The organism is Paenibacillus sp. FSL R5-0713 (assembly GCF_037973325.1).
Lineage (GTDB): Bacteria > Bacillota > Bacilli > Paenibacillales > Paenibacillaceae > Paenibacillus.
Genome location: NZ_CP150229.1, coordinates 1,541,065 through 1,564,898 on the forward strand (window position 1 = coordinate 1,541,065; position 23,834 = coordinate 1,564,898).

Annotated in this window: 17 protein-coding genes; 5 read left to right on the plus strand and 12 right to left on the minus strand. The window is 46.3% G+C overall.

The features are described 5' to 3' along the window. Window positions 1-191: 191 nt before the first annotated feature. Both MKZ12_RS06725 and MKZ12_RS06730 read right to left on the minus strand, forming a co-directional pair. The gene (locus MKZ12_RS06725) at window positions 192-2,780 is read right to left on the minus strand and encodes a glycine betaine ABC transporter substrate-binding protein (protein WP_339259471.1); all 2,589 of its coding nucleotides are present in this window, start codon (window positions 2,778-2,780) and stop codon (window positions 192-194) included. Continuing rightward, window positions 2,746-3,975 (minus strand): glycine betaine/L-proline ABC transporter ATP-binding protein, encoded by a 1,230-nt coding sequence (locus tag MKZ12_RS06730; protein WP_339240348.1) that lies wholly within the window; start codon window positions 3,973-3,975, stop codon window positions 2,746-2,748. Before MKZ12_RS06730 ends, MKZ12_RS06725 begins: the two co-directional genes overlap by 35 nt. Before the next feature lie 501 nt (window positions 3,976-4,476). On the opposite strand from MKZ12_RS06730, the gene MKZ12_RS06735 reads away from it, so the two are divergent. After that, window positions 4,477-5,052, plus strand: a complete 576-nt coding sequence (locus MKZ12_RS06735) for a GbsR/MarR family transcriptional regulator (protein WP_339240349.1) — start codon at window positions 4,477-4,479, stop codon at window positions 5,050-5,052. A 128-nt stretch (window positions 5,053-5,180) separates the two neighbouring features. Here the strand turns inward: MKZ12_RS06735 and MKZ12_RS06740 are convergent, their stop codons facing one another. Together MKZ12_RS06740 and MKZ12_RS06745 are read right to left on the minus strand one after the other, a co-directional pair. Further along, complete coding sequence (locus MKZ12_RS06740; protein WP_339259472.1) at window positions 5,181-6,806, minus strand: helix-turn-helix domain-containing protein; 1,626 nt, start codon at window positions 6,804-6,806, stop codon at window positions 5,181-5,183. Window positions 6,807-6,993: 187 nt separating this feature from the next. Next, window positions 6,994-8,280 carry a DUF5050 domain-containing protein gene (locus MKZ12_RS06745; RefSeq protein ID WP_339259473.1) on the minus strand — a complete coding sequence of 429 codons (1,287 nt, stop codon included), beginning with the start codon at window positions 8,278-8,280 and terminating at the stop codon, window positions 6,994-6,996. A 266-nt stretch (window positions 8,281-8,546) separates the two neighbouring features. Between MKZ12_RS06745 and MKZ12_RS06750 the strand changes: the two genes are divergently transcribed. Continuing rightward, window positions 8,547-9,533, plus strand: coding sequence for a Gfo/Idh/MocA family oxidoreductase (locus MKZ12_RS06750; protein WP_339261339.1), 987 nt, complete (start codon window positions 8,547-8,549; stop codon window positions 9,531-9,533). A 3-nt stretch (window positions 9,534-9,536) separates the two neighbouring features. On the opposite strand, the gene MKZ12_RS06755 is transcribed toward MKZ12_RS06750, so the two are convergent. From MKZ12_RS06755 to MKZ12_RS06765, 3 genes are all read right to left on the minus strand, one after another. Continuing rightward, a complete protein-coding gene (locus MKZ12_RS06755) occupies window positions 9,537-10,331 on the minus strand; it encodes a MurR/RpiR family transcriptional regulator (protein ID WP_339259474.1) in 795 nt (264 codons plus the stop codon). An 88-nt stretch (window positions 10,332-10,419) separates the two neighbouring features. Continuing rightward, window positions 10,420-11,253, minus strand: coding sequence for an ABC transporter permease (locus MKZ12_RS06760; RefSeq protein WP_339259475.1), 834 nt, complete (start codon window positions 11,251-11,253; stop codon window positions 10,420-10,422). Continuing rightward, window positions 11,246-12,151 (minus strand): ABC transporter ATP-binding protein, encoded by a 906-nt coding sequence (locus MKZ12_RS06765; RefSeq protein ID WP_339259476.1) that lies wholly within the window; start codon window positions 12,149-12,151, stop codon window positions 11,246-11,248. Before MKZ12_RS06765 ends, MKZ12_RS06760 begins: the two co-directional genes overlap by 8 nt. Window positions 12,152-12,479: 328 nt before the next feature. Between MKZ12_RS06765 and MKZ12_RS06770 the strand changes: the two genes are divergently transcribed. Together MKZ12_RS06770 and MKZ12_RS06775 are read left to right on the plus strand one after the other, a co-directional pair. Next, window positions 12,480-14,315 carry an HSP90 family protein gene (locus tag MKZ12_RS06770; RefSeq protein ID WP_339240356.1) on the plus strand — a complete coding sequence of 612 codons (1,836 nt, stop codon included), beginning with the start codon at window positions 12,480-12,482 and terminating at the stop codon, window positions 14,313-14,315. Next, complete coding sequence (locus MKZ12_RS06775) at window positions 14,315-15,370, plus strand: hypothetical protein (protein ID WP_339259477.1); 1,056 nt, start codon at window positions 14,315-14,317, stop codon at window positions 15,368-15,370. The genes MKZ12_RS06770 and MKZ12_RS06775 overlap by 1 nt, the downstream gene beginning before the upstream one ends. A gap of 160 nt (window positions 15,371-15,530) precedes the next feature. Here the strand turns inward: MKZ12_RS06775 and MKZ12_RS06780 are convergent, their stop codons facing one another. The 4 genes from MKZ12_RS06780 to MKZ12_RS06795 all read right to left on the minus strand — a co-directional run bounded on the left by MKZ12_RS06780 (window position 15,531) and on the right by MKZ12_RS06795 (window position 20,229). Beyond that, window positions 15,531-17,738, minus strand: coding sequence for a serine hydrolase (locus tag MKZ12_RS06780; RefSeq protein ID WP_339259479.1), 2,208 nt, complete (start codon window positions 17,736-17,738; stop codon window positions 15,531-15,533). A 51-nt stretch (window positions 17,739-17,789) separates the two neighbouring features. Then, window positions 17,790-18,560: a DUF3169 family protein gene (locus MKZ12_RS06785; RefSeq protein ID WP_339240360.1), complete on the minus strand. Its 771-nt coding sequence runs from the start codon at window positions 18,558-18,560 to the stop codon at window positions 17,790-17,792. Window position 18,561: 1 nt separating this feature from the next. Next, on the minus strand, window positions 18,562-18,771 hold the full coding sequence (locus MKZ12_RS06790) for a helix-turn-helix transcriptional regulator (protein WP_017690042.1): 210 nt from the start codon (window positions 18,769-18,771) through the stop codon (window positions 18,562-18,564). Between the two features lie 162 nt (window positions 18,772-18,933). Continuing rightward, the gene (locus MKZ12_RS06795) at window positions 18,934-20,229 is read right to left on the minus strand and encodes an MFS transporter (RefSeq protein WP_339259481.1); all 1,296 of its coding nucleotides are present in this window, start codon (window positions 20,227-20,229) and stop codon (window positions 18,934-18,936) included. Window positions 20,230-20,358: 129 nt separating this feature from the next. Between MKZ12_RS06795 and MKZ12_RS06800 the strand changes: the two genes are divergently transcribed. Then, window positions 20,359-22,245, plus strand: coding sequence for an ABC transporter substrate-binding protein (locus MKZ12_RS06800; protein ID WP_339259482.1), 1,887 nt, complete (start codon window positions 20,359-20,361; stop codon window positions 22,243-22,245). A gap of 62 nt (window positions 22,246-22,307) precedes the next feature. On the opposite strand, the gene MKZ12_RS06805 is transcribed toward MKZ12_RS06800, so the two are convergent. After that, a complete protein-coding gene (locus tag MKZ12_RS06805) occupies window positions 22,308-23,801 on the minus strand; it encodes a serine hydrolase (protein ID WP_339259484.1) in 1,494 nt (497 codons plus the stop codon). Window positions 23,802-23,834 lie beyond the last annotated feature (33 nt).

Here is a 23,834-nt window from a genome sequence, read left to right on the forward strand (position 1 = left end):
TTTACTGGAATCTCTAATAAAAACAATGCAAATGACTGTTTTATTCTGATATAGGGTGTCTCAGGTTCTTTAGATTACTGGAGTCACTTGATATTCTTGAATAAGGCGTCTCCGATTCGTTACTCAAAAAGACCACCGAAAAATCTCGGTGGTCTTTTTACCAAATTCAGGTTTAACCATCTCAATTTGGTTTAATTATCTTTTAAATCTTTAACGGAGTCGATATTCATGTAAGTTGGAACAACCAGTCCTTGTTTGACTCCAGTCATGCTGACCGCAATATCGTCAATCTGGTCACCATAAGTTTCCCAGTAGTCACCGTGTGTCAATGGGAGCCATACCGCTGGAGAAGCATCGATATCTCCTGCAGCCAAGCCTGCCCACATTGGTCCGGCTTCGACTTGAAGCGCTTTGACATTGTAACCAAGATCATTCTCAAGAACATACTTTATCAGGTTGGTACTTGCAATCTCGGAATCCCAGGCAACATATCCAAGACTGAAATTATCACCATTCACTGGCGTCAAACCTTCAGTCCATTCTTTGATCTGGTCTGGATGTTTTTCAGCATAAGTCTTGGCAGCCTGTTCAGGTGAAACGCCATCTTGAATATCAATCATGATCTCACTCATTTGATCTGAATTCCATTTGAAGCGAGAGAGGAATTCGTAGGCAACCGGATGAGCTTCCTTGATTCCTTTGCGTCCTACCGTGTGAACTTCTTCTGCATCCCCGAAGATTAAGTCGGGATCATCCAGATATTTCAGATCATACTTGTTGAACATCCAGTGAGGCGTCCAGCCTGTAACAATAATCGGTTCTTCGTTCTTATAGGCTTTGTCCAGCGATGCAGTCATTGCTGCTCCAGAGCCTTCAACCAGATTCCAGTTGGACAGTTCATAATTTTCAATCGCATTTTTGGTTGCTTTCATCAGACCTGCACCCGGGTCGATCCCGACGATCTGGTGATTTACCTCTTCGCCTACATTGGCATTAGCCGTTGGTGTTGAGGCAGAGGCACCTGTCTCCAGGTCCGCAATGGAATTTACTTCAGTCATGTAACTAGGAACCACGAGGCCTGTACGTACACCCGTCATGTTGGCACCCAGATCGTCGACCTGATCTTTGTAACGTTCCCAGTAGTCAGCGTGTGTCAATGGCAACCAAGCTGCTGGAGAGGCATCTACATCGCCTGAGGCAACACCTGTCCACATTGGCCCAGCTTCTACTTGCAGAGCGTTAACTTTGTAACCAAGTTCGTTTTCCATCACATATTTCAGCAAGTTGGTACTTGCGATTTCGGAATCCCAAGCCACATAGCTTAGTTTAAATGCATCACCGTTCACGGGAGTCAGACCTTTGGTCCACTCAGCAACTTGATCAGCATGCTTCTCGGCATATGCTTTAGCTGCTTCTTCAGCAGAGGTACCTTCCTGAATGGCAGTCATCATTTCACCCATTTCATCAGATGTCCACTTAAATCGGGACAGGAATTCATAGGCAACAGGGTGATCTTCTTTCAGACCTTTACGGGCGATGGTATGAATCTCTTCCGCATCACCAAAAGATTTCTCTGGATCTTCCAAATATTTCAGGTCATATTTGTTGAACATCCAGTGCGGAGTCCAACCTGTAATGATGATAGGTTCTTCATTTTTGATTGCTTTGTCCAGTGTGGCTGTCATAGCTGCACCAGAGCCTTCAATCAGAGTCCAGTCAGTCAGCTTGTAGTCTTCAATCGCTTTTGCAGCGGACTTCATGATACCCGCCCCTGGATCAATACCAATTATCTGATAATTAACTTCTTTACCTACAGCGTTGGCTGCTGAATTGTTGCCACCAGCTGAAGTTGTGCCACCAACGAAGTATTGTGAGAAACCAGCGACAAGCACAAGGAATGTTGCTGCAGCCGTGATCCATGCTTTTTGCTTTGCTGTAACGCGTGAGGTCTTTTTGCGACCTGGCATAAACAGATTTTGTGTAAAACGGTCCAATACAATCGCGAGTACAACAACGGCAAGACCGGCTTCAAAACCTTTACCGATTTGCAGCTGTGTTACCGCACGATAGACTTCCGCACCAATACCTTGTGCACCGATCATGGATGCAATAACAACCATGGACAATGACAGCATGATCGTCTGGTTAATACCGGACATCACGGTAGGCAAAGCGAGTGGAAGCTGTACTTTGAACAACTTCTGCATGGAGGTTGAGCCGAATGCATCGGCTGCTTCAACCAATTCGCCAGATACTTGTCTGATACCCAGATGAGTCAGACGAATCGTTGGTGGAATCGCAAAAATAACGGATGCGATAACACCTGGAACGACACCAAGGCTAAAGAATGTAACCGCAGGCAGCAAGTAGACAAATGCAGGCATTGTCTGCATGAAGTCAAGCAGCGGTGTGATTATGCGTGCTGCAGTTTTGCTATATGCCAGCCAGATTCCGACCGGAACACCAATCAGAATGGAGATTAATCCTGAAGTGATAACCAGGCCGAGTGTGTCCATGGATTGGGACCAGTACCCAAGGTTATCTACCAGCAAGAATCCAATCACCGTAAATAGTGTCAATGGGAGGCGACCTACGAGGAACGCTAGAACACCCAGTATCGCAATGAACAGAAGCGGATGGGGCAACATGAACAGCCCGGAGAAGAATCCGACTACTGCCTGAATAACAACAGAGATTACATTAAACAATCCGGAGAGCGAGGAGCTCATCCAGTCAACGATGGATTCAATCCACGATGCTAGTGGTATTTTGGGAATCATTCACAAGTTCCTCCTTTACTGCAACTTCACCGCTAAGTGCACCCAGCAGGGCACCGCGGACGATAACACCTTGCAGACGGCCGTTCTCACCAACAACAGCGAGAGGCACATGGGCTGAACTTACCATTTCGAATAATTCATGAATCAGGGTCTCAGGCGCAACAGTAGGCCCGTCTGTGATCAGAATGTCGTTTAATACTTTATTTTCGCGCATCGCACGGGTAGCATCTTCAGCTGTGATGACACCAAGCAGTTTTTTCGAACGGTCAATGACAAACAGGTTGGAAATTCCGCGTTCGCGCATTAATTCGAGGGCAACACGAGGACCACGATCAAGTGTAATCGTTTCAGGGCGACGCATTACGTGGGATGCTGTAAGGACCTTGGACAGATCCACGTCTTCGACGAAGCGGGCCACGTATGAGTTGGCCGGTTGAATCATAATCTCTTCCGGTGTACCAATCTGCACAACTGCGCCGTCTTTCATGAGGGCAATACGATCGCCGATGCGCAGCGCTTCGTCCAAGTCATGGGTAATGAAAATAATGGTCTTTTTCATTTTATCCTGAAGCTCGATCAACTCATCTTGCATATCACGACGAATCAATGGATCAAGTGCACTGAAGGCTTCATCCATCAGTAGTACTTCCGGGTCATTGGCAAGTGCACGCGCCAAGCCGACACGTTGCTGCATCCCGCCACTGAGTTCATCTGGCATTTTGTCTTCCCAGCCTTTCAGGCCAACCAGCTCAAGTGAGGTTTTTGCCTTCTCCCGGCGAACTTCCTTATCTACTTTTTGTATTTCCAATCCATACTCCACATTATCAAGAACGGTACGGTGCGGGAATAACGCAAACTTCTGGAAGACCATGCTAATCGTTTTCCGGCGCACTTCGCGCAATTGTTCTTTGTTCATCTTGCGTAGATCCTTACCATGGACCAGAATTTCTCCGGAGGTTGGTTCAATCAGACGATTGAACATCCGAACCAGTGTGGACTTACCACTCCCGGACAGCCCCATAATAACGAAAATCTCGCCTTCCTTAATATCCATGTTGACCCGGTTGACACCAACCGTTATCTGTTTTTCTTTGGCCAACTTTTCTTTACCCCAACCTTGCTCCAGTAATTGCAGACCTTGCTCGGTTTGGGGCCCAAACAATTTACTTACGTTTTTCACTTCAAGTATGGTCATGTTTTCACCCCTTCTGATGTGTTGTGCACTTCGAACGGCTTTCAGCATCCATAAGCCCATACACTTATGCGCCCAGCCACGAAATCCGGTAGTTGTTGCTTCGCTTCCCGTCTTTCTGGGTAACGAGTTTAATACTAACAATACTTAACCAGTATATCAACCGAATAAACAGTACATAATGTTTGTACAGTAAAAACTGTACAAAGTTTTTCGTCCAAATACTCCGTCATTCTCCTTATTCTGGCTAATAAGGCAGCTTTACATTTGACAATGCTTTTCCTACAATAGAAAATGAGCTGAATTGAAGCTGAATTTTTTGGTTAAAAGATAGTCATAGGCAATTGTAGCCTGGTAAAGTTCCCATTTTCATACATTGGGTGAATGAAAGCCCTCTGGCATATATGATGTCCGGCCGAGAGCTTTCCCATGTAAGCAGGACTTTTAAAGTGTTGCAATGATTTCGCCAAAGACTGTGGAATGTTCAGAATGGAGGTTGCAAGCATGGGCTTGGACCATTTACAAGAGGAACAGCAGGCAACCGTGCTGAAGATTCGTAAGCGCGTTATTGAAGCCATTGGACGTAATATGGATCTTTACGGGGTTACGCTGTCTACGGGGCACTTATATGGATTGCTATTTTTTGCAGACAAACCAATGACCCTTGACGATATGGGACGGGAAATGGAAATGAGCAAAACGAGTATGAGTACAGGTGTACGAACACTGCTGGATTTGAAAATGGTAAATAAAGTGTGGAGCAAGGGCTCCAGAAAAGACCTATATGAAGTGGAATATGACTGGCATCAGACGTTTACGGATTATTTTGCGATTAAATGGAGAAAAGCCGTGGAGAGTAACCTTCAGGTTCTACGCAAATCGATTGAAGAACTGAATCGACTAGTTGAAGATCTGGATGAAGAGACGGATGTTGAACTAATCCGGACCCTGATGGAAGACAAACATAAGATTTTGCAAGCGGAAGCATATTACAAATGGTTGGATCGATTGATTGATACCATGGAAGATGAAGAGATATACAAGCTGGTTCCGAAGGAAGAGATCAAGGAACATCTATAATCACATGCAAAGGGCCCTTTCCGTTAGAGGAGAGGGCCCTTTTGGCTTGTGCAATATCTTACTGAATTATAATGAAGGAACACGATGTAAAAGATAACTTTGCCCATCGTATCGACCTATGTTCACATTTAATGTCCAATCAGACCTGCATGAGGAAAGGCTACAGGCTGCTGTGAAATCTGTTGCAGTTCATTCAGTATCTGCATTTGGCCACCTGGAGTCCAGCATAACTGATGCCAATTCGAGATATCATGAACGTTACCTTGTAACACGGCAGGGGAGCGATTCCAGGATGCCGTTTGCTTCATGCGCCGGAACACCTTTTCACTGGCAGGCTGAAGCGAAGCGCGGTGAATCAACAGGTAATCCGTGTCCAGCACGGGGATACTATCTGCTGCATAATCATTTCTGGAATTTTCGGGAGATATAAGCTGGGCAGGGTGCAGTCCCAATTCTGCATACAACAAGTGATTTAATGGATGCTCGCCAGTTCCTTGTAAGCGAATGAACTGATTCGTTACCTCCATCAGAGTCAACCGTTTTTGTCGAAAATAAGGTTGTAGGTTCAATCCTGCTTCAAGTTTGCGAAACTCAAGTTCCTTGAAATTCAGCAACGCTTGTTTCTCGCGTCCGACCAGTTCGGCTATGCGAATATGGTTCTCTTTCCAGTCATCCGTGGATTCCAAGATGACGGTGGGTGCAATATTTTTCAGGCGATCGTAATAGGACTTATGGTAAAAGTCACCGATGATCAGGTCTGGCTTCGCCTGCCGAAGTTGATCTAATTGTCTGGTTAATTGACGTTCATGTTCATATTCATCCGATTCCCGGTCAAGAACTCCTTCCAGCACAGCTACAGGGCGCAATCCAAGCGAAGTCAGATTCTGATCGAATCCCATGTTGGATACCGTAGCTAAGCGAAGTTGATCTTTTTTCATATATACGCTGGGGGCAATCCCCAAGGTTTGTTTGAATTTGCGGCTAAAATAATACTCGTTGCCATACCCTACAGATACTGCGACGTCTTTAAGAACACAGTTTTCTTCGGTCAGCTGTTTTTTGGCTTCATCTATCCGTAAACGATTGAGATAATCGGTCGGCGACATGCCTTTGGCTTTCTTGAAACTGCGTGAATAGGAGCTGGGTGTGAGACCGGCAATCTTCGCAAGCTGATCCATGCTGATTCCTTCACTCATGTAGCGTCGCATATACATAATACTGCGTTCCAAGGCAGGGTCCACTTTCTCATGATTGGCTTCCAGCCGGTTCTCCGAGAGAAACTGTAGCAGTTCATGCAATTGGCTATGTATGCTGATAAAGTGATCTGGCTGACAGCCCCGATAGGTCTCATACAGTTGTTCCAAACGTGATACAGCCTGCTGCTCGTGACGAACTAGCAACCTGCCTGTTTGCCAATCCAGCGGAAAGCCAGGTGAAGAGGTCATTTTCCACTCGCCTCTCACTTGCTGCAAACGAACGGTATCCATGCTTAGCAAAATACATTCGGTCACCTTCGAGCGAGCAGCGGCCTCGATGGTTGTACCTGGCTTCAGTACATATATGCTGCCCGCTTGAGCCGGATAGGCTGTATCATTCAGGACCAGAACACCGTCTCCTTGTAAAATAAGACAGAGCATGGGCCGGGACACCGTCTTGCCTTGCACACGGAAATTCTCCCCGCGACGCATACGGCACATGGAGGAGAGGAGCGGTAGAGATGAGGCTTCAGCAATGAAGGGAAACTGTTCAGTCATACGGACCATCCTTTTGTCTTATTTTCTTAATGATAACAATTATCATTCTCATATGGAAGATGTTTTTTTCAAATAGTTTTCGACAACCAAAAAAAGGATTACCAAGAGCCACTAGGGCTGCAGGGTAATCCTTTTTGTTATGGACAAGTCCGTAGAATGAGCTACATGCTTGAATCAACAGGATATATTAGTATGGTGTCACTAATAGAATATTGTCCAGGAAAACGTCACTCATGACTTTTTTGCCTGTTCCGCCCGTTTGCACATGATACAAGCGATACTGATCTTTGGCATTGATGTAGAACAGGCCTGCAACATCATCTCTGATATGGAATGCATCCCATTCGTCACTGGTAAGTTTGGTTACCTTGAGAGCAGTATTGACTGAATAGAGACCATTGTTGCCCGAGATGTAAGCAGCCGTAGGTGTACCATTGGTCAATTGATTCGCAACATACGTTACATTGTTCAGGTTCAGGTTGGCGGACTTGGTTACTTTGTTGCCGGAGACCGTTTTGGCATAAGCCTTCTTGTCTGCATCAATAAGGACAACCTTATCTGTACCTAGAGCACTTACTTCCCGAACGCTTTTACTATGAAGCTGAAGTGTTTTGGCTGAAGTTGTTAACGCAAACGCTTTGCCTTTGGCATAATTGTAATCCTTGTTACTGTCGAGCTCGATTCCTTTGTTATACACGTAAAGATTGTTACCCCAACCACCGGAGTATACTGCATTCACATCCAGTTTGGCTTTGGGATTAACCGCAGTGGCCTTGCCCGTGTTGTAATTCACCTTATACATGACAACAGCATTGGTAGAGTAGTACTGCTCATATGGGTCTGTATTGACCATGAGTTGCAGTTCGTTTTTGGCCAGATTCGTAAAATAACGACCTTCCACTGCACCTGCGGCAATTCGCTGCACAGCTCCAGAACCGTTGGATGTTTTGGACACGATCCACGTGTTTCCATTAACCAGTGCGTTATAGTAAACCCGCCCTTTGGTTACCACGAGAAACGGAAAGTCGGTATCAGCCTTGTCCGCAATCTTGGTAACAGCTGAAGCGTCACTATTGCCATTAGCGCGATATATCGTGCCTGTAGCATCCAGATAATAGATGAATCCATTATCCGTATAATAGCTGAGCACATCTGTTGCAAATGTCTCTGCCGCATCGCTGGACCCGTCATTCGGAACCCGAAGCAATGTTGTGGAAGAAGCAGTCTGGGTGTAGTAGAGATAAGAACCTGCTGCGAGCAAGTCCACCCCTTGGAAATCAATTAATACTTCTGTTGTATTGCTTCCATCCGCGGATACTTTGTACAAAACGCCGTCGGACTCATAATACACAGTGGATTGGCTAAGTGAAGCTGCCTGGGCTTCGCCCCCGCCTCCAAATGCCACTGCTGCAATGAGTGTAAATAACAGCGATGTACAGATGATGCGTTGTAAATATGTATACCCTGTTTTCATGCTTTCCTCGTCCCCTTCGTTCTATATGTATGTCGTTAATTTCTTATGTTATATCGGTAAACTATGGAAGATATGTTAGATCTCAAACATGAAAAAGGAAGCGAATGAAATTGAATTTCATACACATTCAAACCTGAAATGGAATTGCGAATGATGCTGCCAATCCGGCTCCAAAGCATTCTCCGCCTGACTTGATCGTGATAACATAACATTTAATCAGCGAAGAGAGTCAACTGACTAATCAACGACAGGAGCGAAACGATATGATGAATATAGCAACGATCGGTACAGGGTCCATTGTGGATGCCGTTCTATCCGCGATCAATGAACTGGAAGATGTCATTTGTACAGCGATGTACTCCCGGAAGAGAGAGACAGCACAGGAGCTTGCGAGTAAATATAAAGTAAATACAATCCATACGGACCTGGGGTCACTATTTGCAGATGCAAATGTAGATCTCATTTATATTGCTTCACCAAACAGCATGCACTACGAACAGGCCTATCAGGCACTTCAACACGGCAAACATGTCGTCTGCGAAAAACCGTTCACGTCCACGCTTCAGGAAGCAGAGACGCTGGTTGCACTTGCAAAAGAAAAGAATCTGTTACTGTTTGAAGCCATCTCGAACATTCATCTGCCCAATATTAAAGTCATACAGGAGCAGCTGCCAAAGCTTGGCCCAATCAAACTCATCCAATGTAACTACAGTCAATACTCACGAAAATACAATGATCTGCTTGCAGGGGGAACGCCGAATGTATTTAATCCACAATTCTCTGGCGGAGCGCTGATGGATATTAATATATATAATCTTCATCTGGTCATGAATCTGTTCGGCAGTCCGAATACCGTATCGTATACTGCGAACCAGCATGCAAACGGCATTGATACGTCAGGCGTTGTCGTTCTCCAATATCCGGAGTTTATTGCGGAATGTGTGGGTGCCAAAGATACAAGCAGCATGAACTTTGTGCTTATTCAGGGAGAGAAAGGGTATCTTCAGGTTGTCGGGGGAGCAAACGGTTGCCGGGAGATCAAGCTTCAGATCGGGAATGAGTCTGCTGAGGCGTATAATGCCCAGACCAAATCCAATTGGCTCTACTACGAGTGGGAAGTGTTCAGGGACATCCATGCAGGTGGGGATTACAACCGGTGTTATGAACTGCTCGAACACAGCCAGTCTGTGATGAGTGTGCTCATGGGTGCGCGTAAGGATGCCGGAATTGTATTCGCAGCAGATCAGCGTTAATCGTTAATACGTGTCACTAATGCTGCTCATGTACAACATGTCGAAAATATAAAGTACCGAGACCATCGAAGACATTTTGGACAGCCTTAATTGTTCATTGTATCCGTAAGCGAGTAACGTTTCGTCACAATGTTTGGACAGGGTTGAATGGTTGCTGCCCGTGACCGCGATAACTTTCATCTGTTTGTTGCTCAGCACTTTGGCCGCTTCAATCATGGATTGGTTCTCACCTGTGTGTGATATAACAAAAGACAGCGTCAGGCTGTTGGGATTCATCGTATTCAAGTAATGCATGTTGGCATTATTGTGAGCAATTGCAGATATGCCGAGTTCATTCCATTTGGCACAAGCCTGTTGAGCTAGATAATAGTTCATATCACTACCATAGATATCGATGCGTCCAGATTCTTTGACCCAGTTAGAGATGCGCAGCAAAACAGGAGCGTTTAACATCCGGCGTGTATCCTCCAGCGCCTGCTGGTACAGGTAAGGAACCGAGTCGATGGCAGCAAGCACGTTGCCTTGTTCTGCAATTGGACAATCCTGCGTCTGCAACGCGGAAGGCATCTGTTGATATTCAAGAGCAAGCTTTAACTGGAAGTCTGGGTACCCTTTGGTACCCAGCTTTTTGCATAAGCGAACAATGGTGGATGAGCTTGTATAGGTCTGCTGAGCCAGTTCATGGGCTGTAGAATCAAATACAACTTCGGGATTGTTCAGGATATAGTCCACAATATGCCTCTCCTGTGCCGTTAATTGTGAAGCATATTTTAATTTTTGAAGCAGTTTGGATTCCATGCGGTTGTTCCATTCCTCTCTATAATCATCCCAAAGCATATATCTCTTCATCATAACCTGCGTTTATTGATTTCTCAATCTGCACATCTCAGATCTGACTTTCCGCCAGTTGCTGACGACTATTCCATTGGGTGACGAAACGAAGAAGAACCATACTCATGAGCAGGAGCAATGCACCGATCAAGAGTAACATCCAAGGACCGATCAGCAGCATGCCACTGGCTTGACCAGCCACTAAGGCGATCAGGGGAAGGACAATCAATCCGCCGAGCTGATAGGCTTCCTGGAATCCGCGAACCTTGGCCGAGATCAATACGTTTAATAGAATGACCATAAGACTGCAAGCCGGAACAACCCACACCACAAGTATGATCCAGTTCAGATTGGGAAACATCAACGTTCCAAACATGGGGTACATCAGAATATTGGCAATGATTCCATAGATCAGGAAAGTAACCCAGGATAATAGAAGGGAAGGGATTAGGGCAGCCAACACTTTGCCTTTGAAAAGTGTGTCCATGCTGATCGGTGTGAATAATAAACCTTCCAGTGTCTTGCGTTCCTTCTCACCAGCGAAACTATTGGCCGTCAGAATACTGGAGGCCATCACCGGAATGATGAGAAACAAGGGCGCAAACATATACATGGCTAAATAATAAACAATACGATGATTATCTGTAGGCATGGAAGCAAGCTGAGGAATCTGTCCGCCATGGGTTAATGCATCCAATGATTCGAGCAAAAAGCTGATGTTGCCCAGAGAACGAAGTTCCATTCTGGAGGCCGCCCACAGAAGGGCAGAGGGCATGATAATTCCGATAATCAGTGGAACGATCAACATGGGCAACCAGAGCTGAACGCTGGCTGTGACGGACCGGATATCTTTACGGATCAGTGCACGTATGGCTTGGCGATTATTCATGGTGGTGTGCCTCCCTTATGGCAAAATAGATACTCTCCAGATCACTGCCCGTGATGCGGGCCTGATAGACTTGACCAAGCTCCGTTAATTGCCTTAGCAGTAATGGAATATCTTCACGAGATGTAAGCTGAAATGTCGCTTGATGTGCAGAGATTATTTCAGGTGTGTAGTCAGTTGCTGTGTTCCATCCATCGGGCATGTCGGCTTCGACTTCGAGCTTCGGAGTGGACAGGTACCGGCTAACAATCTCCTTTTCCGTGCCTTCCTCAACGATGCGCCCCTTTTCCAGGAAAATATAACGATCACAGACGGCTGACAGTTGGGACAGCACGTGGGATGAGACCAGAATCGTCATCTTTTCTTCCTGATTTAATTGACGGATGATACGCAGTACCATCTGGATTCCATCCGGATCCAGGCCATTGGTGGGCTCATCCAGAAACAGGATGGAAGGACGATGCAGGAGTACTCGTGCAAGGCCCAGGCGTTTCTTCATGCCTGTGCTATAAGTGCCGACCTTTCGATGCTGATAATCCTGCAGCTCGAACAGAGTTACAAGCTCGTCGATACGTTCCTGGGCATGCTTCAGGCCAAAAACATCTGCGAAGAAAGTCAGATTGTCACGGCCACTCATATTTTCATATAGTCCACTTTGTTCGGTAAGGGTGCCACATATGGCCAGTACTTTCTCGGCCTCACGAGCGGTGTCCAATCCGTTAATGGTTACCTGTCCACTGGAAGCACCCAAGACCCCATTCATGATGCGAATCAGTGTGGTTTTGCCCGAACCGTTAGGGCCAATTAACCCGGTGACACTGCCTTGTTGAACTGTGAAACTGACATCATGCAGTGCTTGATGTACCTTGAATTGCTTGGATATGTTGCGTGCTTCAATCATCTATATTCACCATCCGATCTGAGTTTGGAGATTATACGTGCAGTAGGCTGATATCGTTCAAATGGACGACAAAAAAGATCTATTCCTGCTTCAATAGTCCCGAATGTAGGGTGCATATTTACCCTGAAGTCTGGCTGAAATCGGGTCTCAGGTTTGTTTTCACTATGGCGTGTAACATGTATCCTTATTTTAGGGTAGGACATCCGTTTCATTGCTATTCATAATGTGGTAATGAATTGAATTACATATGAATTCGTCTAACACATCCATATGAATACATCATATGGGTACATATAGTGTTCTGGACGTAGAGGAAGGTGAGTGACTCATGGCAGCATCCAATGAATATCGTTTTCAAGTGAACCTGAGCGGGATGATTCAGATTTTATCCAACCATCTATATAGTAGTCCCAAGGTGTTCTTGCGTGAACTCATGCAAAATGCAACAGATGCGATCACGGCACGCAAGGAAGTGGAGCCGGGATATCAGGGCGAAGCAAGGATTGAGCTGACAGGAACCGGTGATCAATTGACGATGATGGTGGAGGACAACGGAGTTGGCCTGACCGAAGCGGATATCCACGAGTTTCTGGCGATGATTGGACAATCCTCAAAGCGGGGGCAGCAGGCACTGCTGGATGGCGAGACATCGTTTATTGGACGTTTCGGTATTGGTCTGCTCAGCTGTTTCATGGTAAGTCATGAGATCGTTATGCTGACTCAATCGATTAAGGGTGGTCCCTCGATGGAGTGGAGAGGTAAGCCGGATGGTACATATACGATTAGACAATTGGACACACAGTTGTCTCCCGGAACGAAAGTATATCTGCGTTGTACACCGGATGCAGCACATTATTTTGAAGCGGAGTATGTGAAAGAAGCTTTATTTTACTACGGCGCTCTGCTTCCTTATCCAGTCACGTTGATACATGATGGGGTGCAGTCTGTTGTCAATCAGGATTCTCCGATCTGGCTAACACGCCCAGAGCTTGCCCGTTCTTGCCGAGCGGAAGTGCTTGCTTTTGGTGAACGTCTGCTTGGGGAGAAGTTCCAGGATTTCATCACGCTGACAACGGCTACGGGCCGTACGGGAGGCATTGCGTATGTGCTGCCACATGCAGTGAATCTGAATGCCAAGCGTTCTCACCGAGTGTACCTGAAGCGAATGCTGATCTCGGAGAAAGCCGAGAACATTTTGCCGGAGTGGGCGTTCTTCGTGAAATGTCTGATCTGGACCGATGAGCTTCAACCGACGGCGTCAAGAGAACATTTCTATGAAAATGAAAAGCTGGAAGAAGTGCGCTCCGAGCTTGGAGACGCTCTGCGTACGGGGCTGGCTGACATGGCTGAGAATCAGACCGAACGCTTGCAGAAGCTGATTCGTCTGCATGCTCTTTCGATGAAGGCGTTGGCTGTTCAGGATCAGGCGTTCTACGCGATGATTCACCGCTGGCTGCCTTTTGAGACGACGAGAGGACACCGGGAATTGGGTGAACTGATTGATGAAGGGGATACGCTGTATTATACCGGCTCCATTGATGAATATCGTCAGATACACCATGTGGCTTCAGCACAGTCCATGCTGGTCGTCAACGCAGGTTATATCTACGATAAAGAACTGATGGCGATGCTGCCTGTCATACTGAACCATGTACAGACCGAGCGAATTGAGCCAGATGAAGTATCGATGACATTCACGGATGTTGCACCGGCTGAACGTAACCAGTACTATGATGCGCTACGGTTGGCAGATTCGGCATTACAACGTTTCCGCTGCCGGGCTGAAGTGAAAGGTTTCAAGCCATCGGATCTGCCGGTGTTGTTTACCCTTTCGCAGGAATCATCCACGCTGCGTGCGTTGGAAAAAGCAAGCGAAGAGAGCACTGACTTATTCTCCTCTGTTCTCGGTTCGTTGTCGGCAGGCATTAATTCGGCAGGGTACTCGACGTTGTATCTGAATGTAAACAATCCCATCATTAAACGGGTGCTGACTTCACCGGATAATCAGATGACACCGATTGCTATAGAAATGTTGTATGTCAACGCACTGATGATGGGCCATTACGCCATGAACAAGCAGGAACTTGAAGTATTGAACCAGGGAATTGTACGGTTTATTGATTGGGGTTTACGCGCAAATATGAATCATGAGGGAGATGCCTGATGAAGACAGAGATGGATTTTGAAGATTTGATGGAAGAGGCCTATCAACTGCCTAGTGGTCCTGCGAAGCTCGGTTTTTTGGAGGAAGCAGCGCGGGTAGCCGATGTCAATGGTATGGTTGAGGAGGCGTACGAAGCACGCTCCGAGATTGTGGATGTAGCCACCTTCTGTGGATATCCGATGAAAGCTTTGATCGCTTTTTCCTGGCAACTGGGCAAGTTCGATCAGCAACCAGAGCTGTATGATGAAGAGACGTTATTGTGGTCATATAAATGGATTCTCGGTAAAATGCCCGATTTCCCTGAAATCTCACGCGAGAAGATTATGGAGCTGTTGGAGGACTTCGGAGCACGGTTCAAGTCTTATGGTTACAGTGAGCGTTCTTACTGGTACTATCGTTTCCGCATCTTTATGGATTTTGGAGAGCTGGAGGAATCAGGGCGCAGTTATGACAAGTTCAGAACATTGGACCGCGACTTCATGAGTGACTGTGAGGCATGTGAGCAGGATGAGATTATGCGTTATTTTATGTTAAAAGGAGACGACGAGAAGGTGCTGGAATTGGCCAAGCCTATTCTCAAAGGACGCATGAGCTGTGCGGAGATTCCGCATCTAACGTTGTCGGAAATTCTGATGCCGCTATATCGTCTGGGGCGGACGGAGGAAGCCGATAAATATCAGGTCAAGGGATACCGCTTGATCAAAGGTGAGAACGATTTTGTGCAGAGTTTTTCCGAGCAGATGGAGTATCTCACACTTACGAATCCGGCCAAAGGCATTGATGTCCTCGAAGAAACACTGGTACTCGCAGCCGATCATGAAGATGCATATGCCAAAATGTTGTATTATGCGAAGGCAGCCCCGTTATTGCGGCGTTGGGCTGAAGAAAAAGAGTCGGATGGGTATCGCATGCGCTTGCCAGCATCCTTCCCGTATGAAGGCGATCCCGGCGACTTGCTCAAGTTGGCTGATTACTTTGCGGAGCATGCTCAGACCGTTGCAGCCAAGTTTGATCAGCGTAACGAAAACACACATGTATCCTCGTTGATTGCGTAGAGACGGTTATAACTCCGTAACATATAATAAATTTACTAGTAGCGATAACGTAAGAAAAGTAACGAAACAGGCTTGTTCAAGAAGGTTTATATCCTTCTGAACAAGCCTGTTTTTCATTTATAAGCATGATAAATCTTATCAATATGAAGATACTTTGTTCTTATTGTGCCGATACTTCAGAAGGGATCGTCGTTGGTGAAGGAACCGTTGCAATTTCTGATGTATCTTCTGCAGGCTCTGCTCCTTCAGCAGGTTCGGCTTGCGGCTGCTGAGCAGCCATTAACTCAGCGACGATGCGATCTGTCGGCTGTGTGATTAAAGCATACATGATAGCAGCCTCTTCTTGACGAATCAGAGGTTTGCGAGAAAGGAAATCAACGGAACCATCCTCCATCACCTTCACCTCAGGTCCATGGATACCAAGCTTCGCCATCATCTGAACAGCAGGTACAGCCCATGGATCTGTGTGCCCTGCAAGTTTCACATCATTGAAAAGTTCGCTAGGATATTGCAATTGCATAATTCTCCACATCATGACCATGGCTTCCTGTCGGATAATCACTTGATCCGGCTTAAACTGCTGTTCGTTCGTGCCCGTAATCATACCCAATTCATATCCAAGTTGAATATATCCGGCTGCTGCATGGTTTGCCCAGTCGGTGCCTGCAGGTGGCGTTGTTTTGCTGGGCTTCAATCCACTGAGTTTAAGCGTATTTTCAATGAATTCAGCTCGTGTCACAGCTGTCTTCGGTTGGAAAGACTTGTTGGCATCATTCTCATAATATCCAAGAGATTGTATGGCATAGATTGCTTCAGCGTAGGGACTATTCTCACGAACATCCCGGAAGCCCGCAGGCTTTTGTCCTTTTTTCTCATAACCCATAGGGTTAAGGTAAGGTTCTTTCAGGTAGGTGGTGCCATCTGCATTTTCTTTGAATGCTGTGAATTGACCGGTCAATTCGTCTTTGAAAAGATTATCTTCCACTTGAATCAGATTGCGTTGGCCCAGGAATACATCGTTAATGCTCAGATGTCCTGGCTTATCGTCGCCACCTTTCAGAGAACTTACAATCGTGCTAAGTCGAAGGTCTGCGTACAATCCGGTAAAGCGTTGCAGCTCAGCTGCGGATTGCGGCGTGTAATCCTTGAACTGCACTGGCTCTGCATATTGCGGGAAGAAATTCTGGATGAATGCCGGGTAGAACAGATTACGAAGTGCTCCATTTTGATTATAGGTCAGGAAGACGCCTGTGTTTTGCTCAGGAATAAAAAATAGATAAGAGCTGAATCCTGTCAGGTCGCCTGCTTTGGTAATCACGCTGGAACTGCTTCCTGCCCCGGGAAGCTGAAACGGTGCTTCGAACCCGTAAGTGGTATCGGGCAGTAATGGATGAATGGAGGAACGATACTGCTCCATGCTTTTCACTGTAGATTCCTTGAGAATACGCTTGCTATCCTTTACGCCATCATTCAGAAACGCAATCATGAATTTTCCGATATCCTCAGTAGTAGACAGCATGCCACCTTGAGGCATTGGTGATGGAGAGAGGGTATACAGATCAAGCGGGTTGTGTGCCGCATCATAGCCTACAGCAAGTTGCTTTTGGAACTTTTCGTCCAGCATGAAACTGCTGTTATTCATTCCTAGTGGTTTGAAGATATGCTGCTGCATATAGGATTCAAAGGGCTCTCCGCTAACATTCTCCACAATCATGCCGAGCAGCAAAAACGAGAAATTATCGTACATGTAGGCGCTGCCAGGCTCTCGAACGACGGGAGGCATGTGTTGCTGAGCGTAATCCTCCATCGTTATGTATTTGTCAAAATCAGTATGGATGTCTTCCTGCTGCGGATCACGGATCTCGAATCCGGTCGTGTGTGTGAGCAGGTTCTCCACAGTTACAGGTTTGTCAAAAGGATTATCGAATTCGAGCCCTTTCACATAGGTTTGAAAATTAGCTTGCAGGTCAACTTTGCCTTGCTCCGCCAGCTGCATCACGGCTGCTGCCGTGAATGTTTTGGAGACAGAGGCTACACGGAAGGCCGTATTTTTCGGATCAATAGGCGTTTTGTTCTCCTGATCAGCATAGCCGTATCCTTTTTCCGCCAGCACTTTACCATCCTTCACAACAACAACGGAGGCTCCAACATAATGAGCTTTTGCCTCAGCGGAATCAAAGAATGAGTCGAGAAATGCTGTAGCTGATTCGCCTGTCAGCGCTTTCGTTTTCCCCTGTTCAGCAGTTACTGGAGTCGCGGTCTCCGCCTGGACTGCGGGTACCCATAGACTAAGAGACAGAACAACAGCCATGAAAGCTCCGATTAGGGAGGTGAACCTGACGCGGGTCTTTCGTTTGGATAGATGCATGCAAACACTCCTTTTATGAAAATATTTACAAAATAGTTACTTATCCATGTATTACTGATTACTTGCACGATAGGTTTCACGATAATAGATTCCAATGTTGACAATCCAGATGACGGAGAGCATTACAATTGGGAATGGAGCAAAGCTAAAGAGGGCTGAATATAACACCATGGAGACCATGCCGATCCCAAGCAAAATGTTCATCATCAGGAAAGAACGATAGGCTGCACGGTATACGATCCATTTCTCACCTTCATCCAGTTTCTCGAAATGATCCTTCTTCATGTTACGTGAATTCAGATCCAGTGCGCGATCAGGGAAATAGCGATTGTATCGCTTCACAGTCAGTGTTTGCAGTATAACGACGATGATAATAGAGATACACGCAGCAAAGAGATTCATGAGGTTAAACAGTTCGGGAAAATTCGGCATGTTTCTGTTGGAAGCGTTTAAGGACAGAGCAAGTGCGATCCAGGTAAACGCAACAATAACGCTCAATCCGCTGAGAATCATCGCTTTTCCGAGGGAACGCTCAGCGGGAGAGATGAGTGAGTCAGAATCTCCATACACCTCATCTTCCGTTGGAGGCACAGATGGCGTACGAACAAGACTGAGCGTGTTCCACAACATCATAACCACCACTGAAGCAGCCAGTAATGCAAATAAAAGATCATAGTCATAGTAAACGGACAACGTCCAATTCAAATTAGATGGAATTTTGTTGATTCCGCTGGCTCCGAGAAAACCGACTACAGCACCACCTGCCGCATACAACGGAAGACGCATCTTGTTCTTTTTGGACGGGGAAGTTGTTCTGTTCATCTTAATCTCCACCTTTCAATTCAAAGATTTTTTCGACAGGTTCACGAAAGACATGGGCTATTTTTAATGCCAGGACGACAGATGGAGAGTAATCTCCGCGTTCAATCAGGGCAATGGTTTGACGGGATGCGCCGATGAGTTTGGCTAATTCCGCTTGGGACAACCGGTCTCTTGCCCGTAACTCCCTAACATGATTGTGCAATTCTTCCACTTGCTCACCTCCATGAATAAAATGTACATGATATTTCACTAAATGTAAACTATAATATACAAAATGTTAATAATAATTTACTTGTATGCGTTGAGTTTGGACATGAAAAAGAGAGCCTGCCATGGCTCTCTTAGTGATTATGTTGTTGCCGAAAAAGTAATATCATGATGCCTCTGCACACGCCAGATGTTGATGCTGTTCCTCTGTCTTCCGAAGTGACATTCGGAAAAAGACAAGTGCTGCAAGCCCCATGAGTACATACAGAACAGCCATTACGTATGAGGGCAGGAAGGCTCCGATGGTTAACCCGATACTTCCGAGTAGTGCTGCCACGTTATAGCTCAACCCGTCAGCAGCCATGTAGGCAGCCCGGTCCGAATCTGGCATCATACCGGCTAGCATGACCTGACGAACAGGGGCGTACATCAATTCTCCAATGGTCAGCAATATAGCGGATGATATAAGTAGCCAAGCCCAGTTGCTGAAAGCAAGAACGGCGAAACCTGCGGTATACAGGCACATACCGACAGACATGATCGCTCGGGACTGGAAGCGGCCCATCCATCTAGAGAATGGGATTGCAACCAATGCAACCAGTACAGTGTTGATGATCATAATCAGGCTGAACATACGCAGACCAGAGATATCTGAGCCGAACAGTTGGGCGGTGAATTCACTTTTTAGACGAACCGCAATATATTTATCCAACTGGAATTCCAGGGAAACGGCAAGGACCGTAGCCGTGAAAAATACCATGAAACGTTTGTCCTGAAAGACCGCCCAGTACGTTTTCAGTATGTTCCTCTGGATGGGAGCATCGGATTCCAATGGTGTGGTGGATGGACCGGAATGATTGGATTGATCTCCATGATTGAGTACGCGTTTTTCCATTGTTTCCCGAATCATAAAGACTAATATAAACAGCGTAACCATACTTTCCAGGCACACGAGACTGAATAATAAGAAACGAAAAGATTCGAAAAATAGCCCGCCCAACAGTGCGCCAAAGGTTACAGCAACGTTTGTTGTCCAATATTGTAACCCATATACATAATGACGTTCATGTTCACTGCTCACGTCGACAATCATGGCATTCGCAATCGGCACTGTGATCCCTGAACTTAGACTGCTGAGCAGAAACATGAGACAAGTGACGATGATCGAATCCATCCACGGCGAGTTGGCGATAGCCAAACAAAGTAGAGCCACGACCTGCAAAGTTTGTGCAATCACCATTAATTTCTTCCGTCCCATTTGATCCGACCAATATCCTGCCCACAAACCCACAATCATGGAAGCCGCAATATTGACCGTCAGCAATAACCCTGCCACACCTGCGCCAATCTGAACACTCAGATAGATCGCCATGAATGGAATGATGGACTTCTGAGTCAGATCGGTGAAAAAATCTGTAATGATACGTATTCGGATGTTAGGGTGCAGATCGGCGTATTTCATAAATTGTTCTTCTTCCTTCCCACTGGTCATGTTGATGTTACTGAGTATAATGTAGGAAAACCTGAAGAAAAACTGTAGAAGCATCCGGGTGGATTTCGTATTTTAGAATGAGAAGAAGGAAGGGCATATATGGACGTATCAGAACATTACATTCAACTGCGGTTGAACTTCCCACATGTGCATGATGAACAAGAAGTACATACAACGGTAGGTGAACTCGCTGATCTTTTATGTTGCACCATGCGTAATATGAACCTCATTATGAACAAATTCAAGGAGAACGGATGGGTCAGGTGGAACCCACAGCGTGGCAGAGGCAAAAAATCGATGCTGTTATTTTGTGTCCCTTTGCTTACTGTGGCGCGTAAACGGTTCGACGATCTACTGAATGGCAACAGGATGGAGGATGCCTATGAACTGGCCGCCACCTTGCCAATTACGATGCGAGAACATTTGATGCAGCAAATGCAGACTCAATTCGGCCTGCTTTCGAATGAAGGAGACAGAGGCCGGGTGGATACATTGCGGATTCCGCAGAATACACCTTTTAAGACTCTCGACCCTACGCAGACGGGGATGTGGGGAGAAGTATTCATTATTACAGAGGTCTTTGATCGTTTGGTTCGTTATAATGGGGAACGCCAAGTCTGCGAACCGAGTCTGGCTATGGCATGGGAGAGTGATGCGGATGGAAGGGAATGGACCTTTTATCTGCACAAAGGCATACCTTTTCATCATGGAAGGATCCTGGATGCAGAGGACGTCAAGTTTACCTTTGATCGAATTATCTCTAATAAGAGTAACCCGTGCAGGCCGCTGTTTGGTTCCATTGAGAGCATAGAGGCGTATGACCTGTTGACTGTACGTTTTGTGTTGAATAAGCCCAACTTCATGTTCCCGGATCTGATGAGCAGTATGTGTGCATCTATCCTGCCTAGAGATGTGGAGATGAACCCGCTTCATCCGATTGGAACAGGACCTTATCGATTGACTCGTCATGATTCGAAGCTGCTTGTACTTGAGGTATTTCTGGCCTATTTCAGAGGGCGTGCTTATGTAGATCGCGTTGAAGTATGGCAGCTTCCCCACTCGACAAAGGCGGAGTCCATCATCAAGCATGATTTATTTCCGGATGCGGAGCCTCGTGCAGTGCAGCATGAGATACAGGGCGGGGTGTATATGACGTTTAATATGCAAAAGGAAGGGCCGCAGCATGATGTGAATTTTCGCCGGGCTGTTCAACAGTTATTGAATGCACATGAGCTGTCGGAAGCGCTCGGGAGCACAAACACACAGGCTGCTTACAGTTTGATTCGAGGACGAGTACAGGAACAGCAACCAACAGTGGGTGCGGATCAAGGGGAGTTATGGAAAAAGCAATCGGAACAATCGAATTTTTCTGTCACACCTATACCCGCACTTTCCGTGGAGACCTCACTGGCGCAGGCCGCGGCATTATTACGTCGTAGCTCATACCAAGGGCAGAGTTTAAGTCTATGGGTGGAAGAAGGAGAGAAGATGGAGGCAGACATGGTCTGGTTTGCAGAGAGATGTAAACAGATCGGCCTACATATCAACATTATGCCGGGAGATCCGGTCCATGCAGTCTATCAAGATGGGTTCAGGGACTGTGATCTGATCTATACAGGAGAAGTCTTCAATGATCATGTCATGCTGAGCCTCGTGACGATGTATACCTTCCGGAACACGTTATTCCTGATTGCGATGAATGATTACTGGAGACATGAACTGGAACAGGAATGCGGACGTGTGGTGATGATTCAAGAACCTGAGGAGCGGTTGGGAAGATTGATTCAGCTGGAAGATCGACTGATACAGGAGGCGTTGCTTCTGCCCGCGTACAGCTTCAGGGAAGAACATGCCCATCATGATTCGCTGCGAGATTATCGTGTTGCGGGGTATGGTCTGCCTGATCTGCGCAGACTGTGGGTGAAAAGAAAGCCTGGTGCCGAGCAAGAGGATGGGAGTTATCCGGTGTATATTCCGTTGTGGTAGGTATGGATGGTTACCTACCACAACGGAAATGAAGCAGATGTTCGTTCACCAGTTCAGATCATTTACGAAACCCTGTTGAATTCAATCGGTTTTGTACCCGGTTCAAGCAACAAAGGAATGGAGATGGATTGAGCAACTTCTGATGATTCGTTCAGGGTGAACGTATATGTGACCTTCAGACCGAATGTGACCAGTTCGACAGAGAACGTATCTTTTCCGGTGTATTCCATGGGCATTTCGAGGGCGTTAAAGGTTGCCTGCAACCCGTTCGTTGTTTCCTGAATAGACATCTCGCCATAACCAGGATGCGTGTAAATACCCGCATAAGCGGTGTAAGGTCGATCACAAGGTATGATGAGAGGTTCTTCCATTTTTTCTTCAACGGCAGTGTCTGCTTGAATAGGCACTTCCAAAGGATTCTCCGGATTAACCTCCGTTTCTTCTGATTCTTTCCCCATTAATATGCTTAATTTGGAACTCCAGTTGACAGGCTCAAGCCCAAGCAGTCGGTCCATGATATGAAAAGCAACCGTATACGGAATTATACTTCCGTTGGTATTGCTCAGAACCACGATTCCAATCTGCTCCTCTGGCAAAAAGGCAACTTGTGATGCAAAGCCATCAATAGCCCCACCATGATGAATCATGGCATGTCCACGATAAGGCTCAATCATCCACCCGAGACCATATGTACTCACAGGTAGCTCTTGGCTTATGAACGGCGAATCACTAGTCATCTGAGGACTATGCATAATCTTCATCTGTTCCTTAGAGATCAGTGACGCTCCTTCCCATTGACCTTGTTTCAATTGGAATTGAAGCCATGCGATCATATCGACTAGATTACTGTTAATGGAACCAGCAGGTCCTATGGCATCAATGACACGAAATGGTATTCTCGTATTCTGACCCTCTTTCTCTAGGTAAGGGTAAGCATAGTCTGACTGGAGTTGCATTTCTTCAACTGAGAACAGACTTGAGTTCATCCCGAGCGGATTAAATAGGGAATTTTGAACCATCTGCTCCCACGAAGTTTCATTGAGCTGTGCAACAAGGTAACCGGCTGTCATGTACATCAGGTTTTGATACTGCCATTTGTTACGGAAATCTTGATTTGGCTCCAGATACTGTAATGCGTGTACAAGTTCTTCTCTTGTACGTGGGGAGTTGTACCATACCAACTCATGCCTTGGAAGACCGGAACGATGACACAACATGTCGCGAATAGTTAGACGTTCTGTTGCGACCGGATCGAACATTTTGAAGTCTTTCATGTACGACTTCACGGGGGCATCCCAATCCAGTATTCCTTGATCAACCAGGAGAGCCGCGGTTGCTGCAGTAAAGGCTTTGGTACTTGAACCGATGGCAAACAACGTATTAGGGGTAACTTCAAGTTTGGATTCCAGGTCACGATAACCGTAGCCTTTTTGCCAGATGACCTCATCCTTATGGATCACAGCCACCGCTGTACCGACACCATTCCATAGTTGAAGTTGATCATCAATGAACTCATCCAGTCCTTCCAGTGATGTGCGAAGCTTTGTTCTTGTCATATCCTTCCCTCCCCATAGTCAATAAAACGAATA

Coding starts and splice junctions, on each gene's coding strand:
- MKZ12_RS06725 (WP_339259471.1), bottom strand. CDS start 2,780: ATGATTCCCAAAATACCACTAGCATCGTGGATTGAATCCATCGTTGAC.
- MKZ12_RS06730 (WP_339240348.1), bottom strand. CDS start 3,975: ATGACCATACTTGAAGTGAAAAACGTAAGTAAATTGTTTGGGCCCCAA.
- MKZ12_RS06770 (WP_339240356.1), top strand. CDS start 12,480: ATGGCAGCATCCAATGAATATCGTTTTCAAGTGAACCTGAGCGGGATG.
- MKZ12_RS06765 (WP_339259476.1), bottom strand. CDS start 12,151: ATGATTGAAGCACGCAACATATCCAAGCAATTCAAGGTACATCAAGCA.
- MKZ12_RS06745 (WP_339259473.1), bottom strand. CDS start 8,280: ATGAAAACAGGGTATACATATTTACAACGCATCATCTGTACATCGCTG.
- MKZ12_RS06735 (WP_339240349.1), top strand. CDS start 4,477: ATGGGCTTGGACCATTTACAAGAGGAACAGCAGGCAACCGTGCTGAAG.
- MKZ12_RS06805 (WP_339259484.1), bottom strand. CDS start 23,801: ATGACAAGAACAAAGCTTCGCACATCACTGGAAGGACTGGATGAGTTC.
- MKZ12_RS06780 (WP_339259479.1), bottom strand. CDS start 17,738: ATGCATCTATCCAAACGAAAGACCCGCGTCAGGTTCACCTCCCTAATC.
- MKZ12_RS06755 (WP_339259474.1), bottom strand. CDS start 10,331: ATGGAATCCAAACTGCTTCAAAAATTAAAATATGCTTCACAATTAACG.
- MKZ12_RS06775 (WP_339259477.1), top strand. CDS start 14,315: ATGAAGACAGAGATGGATTTTGAAGATTTGATGGAAGAGGCCTATCAA.
- MKZ12_RS06795 (WP_339259481.1), bottom strand. CDS start 20,229: ATGAAATACGCCGATCTGCACCCTAACATCCGAATACGTATCATTACA.
- MKZ12_RS06750 (WP_339261339.1), top strand. CDS start 8,547: ATGAATATAGCAACGATCGGTACAGGGTCCATTGTGGATGCCGTTCTA.
- MKZ12_RS06785 (WP_339240360.1), bottom strand. CDS start 18,560: ATGAACAGAACAACTTCCCCGTCCAAAAAGAACAAGATGCGTCTTCCG.
- MKZ12_RS06800 (WP_339259482.1), top strand. CDS start 20,359: ATGGACGTATCAGAACATTACATTCAACTGCGGTTGAACTTCCCACAT.
- MKZ12_RS06740 (WP_339259472.1), bottom strand. CDS start 6,806: ATGACTGAACAGTTTCCCTTCATTGCTGAAGCCTCATCTCTACCGCTC.
- MKZ12_RS06760 (WP_339259475.1), bottom strand. CDS start 11,253: ATGAATAATCGCCAAGCCATACGTGCACTGATCCGTAAAGATATCCGG.